Raw genomic sequence first — 3320 nt, forward strand, 5'->3', positions numbered from 1 at the left:
ATTCTCGACTCCCGTTAGCTTCTACACGTTTGTCCCGTTGTGCTTGTGGTGCGCTGTTAACCGACGCGCCTAGAGAGATCATCGATAGGCCCATTGAGTGCATGCAACGGTTTTTAGATGATGGTGCGGTGCCAGAGAGGGGATGTGTTCTTCCAAAAGATCATGGATTGGATTATTCATCCAGAGCAGCCCTGATTAGCCTACTGTGTAATTGGCTGGATAGTCCCAGAATCACCGTACATAACTTTAATCGCGAGCTTGAACAGTGCGGCACCGCCAGGATCCATTTGATTAACGCAGCTGAACTGTTGTTTCAGCCAGATGGCTTGGAGACATTTCTATTTCGATTATCACAAAGGGACAGTCCTGCCTATCGTTCGTCTTTGATACTGAAATTTGTTTTGAGGCTAAATATCGAATTTCATCAGCCGTGTTTTCAATTTCTAAAACATCAGTCCCTCAGCTATTGGGTGCAGATGAGAAGTGCTTTAGACCTGGCGCAAGGATTGGCATCTAATGTCGCTGATTTATGGGAGTTCGCTGAGTGGCAGGTGCTACCCCATGATCCGAAGTAAGTCATTGGGTGATGAAGATGTGCTGAGTAGAAGCAACGACTGTACGTTGATATGCCCTCCATTCCACCCTGTCTGTGGCGCTAATGAGTCACCAATTGGCTATCTAGTGCGCGTGGCGGAGTTGAATCGTTATGGCTCTATCAGTTGGATGTGTGCAAAGGGACAGTTGCCGACACTATCAGAGCTGCATCTTTACCCGGATCTGTTCGCTGGGGCGGGTTGGACTGGTTGGGGGAGGGAATCACCATCAGTCTCAACTGAGGTTTGTTTAGTCGAGCGTAGCCACCGTCTGGGGGCATTACGCTATTGTCCGGCATGTATTGAAGAGGCGTCTCGTTGGAAAGCTGTGTGGCATCTGAAAGTGTCGGTGGTTTGTGCTGAGCATGGATGCTGGTTAAGAGATTCGTGCCCTGTTTGTGGAGGTGTTATTCGTTTCAACGCTCGAAGTACTAGGTTATGCAGATGCGGTGCTGATTTATCGGGTTCAGCCCCGTATCTGTCACTTGGTGCTGTCAGGCAACAGCAAAACTTTATCGAGCAGGGGGCGGTCACTGGGTCTTTGATCGGGGCTGGTCATAACCTAGATCTCCAAACGAGATCAGATCTTATTCTACTGTTTGCTCGTTTTGCCGGTCGTAATGGAGGTAGCAAGACAGGGATCAACACCGGAGTACTTCAGATGAATACGGCTTCAGATGTGATGACCCAAACCGCAGATGCCCTTTTTGGTGGTAGCGAGGGTTTTACCCAGTTTCTCTATACATCATTTTCTTTGGGGGATCCTGAGCGGGGAGAACCGCTTCTGCGTAGATTCTATAAAGAGTTCTACAGGTCTTTTGAAGGGGCCTGTTTTGAACCATATAAGCAGTTGCTGGAACAGCATCTTAATGAGCGCTGGCCAAAAGCGTTGAGCCGACGGAATTCACTTTTCAAGGATAGAACCATTCAGGCTCATCCTTGGCTTGCGCTGCAAGCAGCCTGCCGGGAGTTTGTTATTACTAAATCGCAGATGAGGCGAGCTGTCGCGAGTGAGGAAGTTCGCAGTGTGTTGGTACAGAGCCCCAAAAGAGAATCGGTATTGGTGTGGAGATCTGATGTGATTGGGCTCAAGGTACGGTTGACTGACTCGCTGACAGCTAGAGATGCGGCCAAGTATCTCGGTGTGACCAAGAAGCAGTTTGGACAACTACAGCAAGGTGGTTATTTCACTCACAACAGTACTCCTGGAAAGGCCTCTGGGGGCGTTTGGGCCTTTTCAATGGAGGAGTTGTCCGGGTTTCTGAAGTCGCTTGCTCACAGCAGCTCAGCACCTCCCGAGACTATGACCATGAATCAGGTGCTGAGGCGGTTTCGAGCAGGGGTGAAAGAGCCGTTGGTGATCATCATCGAGGCGATCAAACAGGGCTCGTTGGGTGCATATGCGTCGAGCCCAAAGCCAACAATCCGGGAGCTGGTTTTCGATAGTCACCAGTTCGAGGATTGGTATCGGGAGCGATCTTTCGATTCTGAGCTCTTTTCGATAGCCGAAGCCGCGAAGCATATGGGGATCCATCAAGAGTTTGCCTATCAACTTGTTCATGCAGGGTTGCTTGAGGCACTTAACAGCGATAAAAGGCTAGGCCAGCTCATCAGCCGGCAGGCGATCAATCAGTTCTATTCAAAATATGTGCTACTCCGAGATTTGGCCCGAGAAGCAGGTAAAAGCTCATCCAGTGTAATGCGTGACCTGGCTTCTCGGGGAATTCGTTCGATGGATGCTGATTGGGGGCAGCCATTGCGGCAAAAGATATATCTAGTCAACGATATTGGCAGATTTTACGTTTGATCGTGTGAACTCGTAGGGCGTGTGGATGTTTGCTTGCGTAGTCTGGCCTTTTTGAGCTTGTTGAGTAAGTAGGCTCGAACATGATTAGTATCCGCTCTTCTAAGAGTCTCCATGAATGAGAGCAGCGTATAAACCCATAGAAAAACTGCAAAAAACCAGAATATTTTTTGATCGCCTATTATCTGCGAAATTCGCTTAGCATCCTCGCTGTTGCTAAACGATTTGCATGTGATGTTTATGTTTTTCTGCTGAAGTTGGGTTTTTTGGAGTAAATTTGTCATGTCATGATCTTTATTTGAACAGATTGATTTATTTATCCTCCAGTCATTATTCCGATCTCGAAAAGGGTTAAGGCTGAAGCTTCTTGCTTCAGTGTGACCGAGCCACATCCATTGTTCCTCGTCATTAAACTTGAGAAGGGCCGCATCAGTTGATGCTATCGTGCTGATTGGAATAGCCAAAAAGTACGCTAAAATAGTGAAGATAAATGGGGTGACAAGCTGCCATTTTTTAAGTCTTTTTACTTTTCTTTTTTCTAAATCGAACCATTTTTTCAGGCTTGTAAATTTTCTTAGTTCTAATTCATGCTTTTCTATCCAAGCTATGAAAGTTTGAATATCTTTTAATGACTTAGCTTTGGTATTGAAGAGAGCATTAAACCTCTCTACGTCTTTCTGGTCACGCCAGAATTTTTCCGCGATTTCGTGGTGAAATCCTGAACCACCAATTAGCACCGCATAAAGACGGTTCAGAAATCCGTATGAGCTACCAGCTCTAAGGCGAAAGAAAAGATATAATACAATAATGACGGTTAGTCCGCCGAGTGCAGTGGTCAGCCATGACCCTAACCACTCTGGAATGTCTACCACTACTTTGAAAATAGATTCACTCATGGATTCTCCTTAGCTATTTTATAGATC

General features: G+C 46.7%; 3 protein-coding genes. 2 read left to right on the top strand and 1 reads right to left on the bottom strand.

Annotated features, from left to right (window positions below; genetic code table 11):
* The coding region (locus AACS18_RS14935; protein ID WP_219927948.1) for a hypothetical protein at nucleotides 1-575 on the top strand (575 nt) is incomplete at its 5' end.
* A gap of 679 nt (nucleotides 576-1254) precedes the next feature.
* On the top strand, nucleotides 1255-2400 hold the full coding sequence (locus tag AACS18_RS14940; protein WP_108611864.1) for a helix-turn-helix domain-containing protein: 1146 nt from the start codon (nucleotides 1255-1257) through the stop codon (nucleotides 2398-2400).
* Here AACS18_RS14940 and AACS18_RS14945 read toward each other — a convergent pair.
* Nucleotides 2391-3293, bottom strand: a complete 903-nt coding sequence (locus tag AACS18_RS14945; RefSeq protein WP_108611865.1) for a DUF6216 family protein — start codon at nucleotides 3291-3293, stop codon at nucleotides 2391-2393. The two genes, AACS18_RS14940 and AACS18_RS14945, sit on opposite strands and share 10 nt — an antisense overlap.
* Between the last annotated feature and the right edge of the window lie 27 nt (nucleotides 3294-3320).

Origin of the sequence: Aeromonas sp. HMWF015, from assembly GCF_963878965.1 — a bacterium.
Lineage (GTDB): Bacteria > Pseudomonadota > Gammaproteobacteria > Enterobacterales > Aeromonadaceae > Aeromonas > Aeromonas veronii.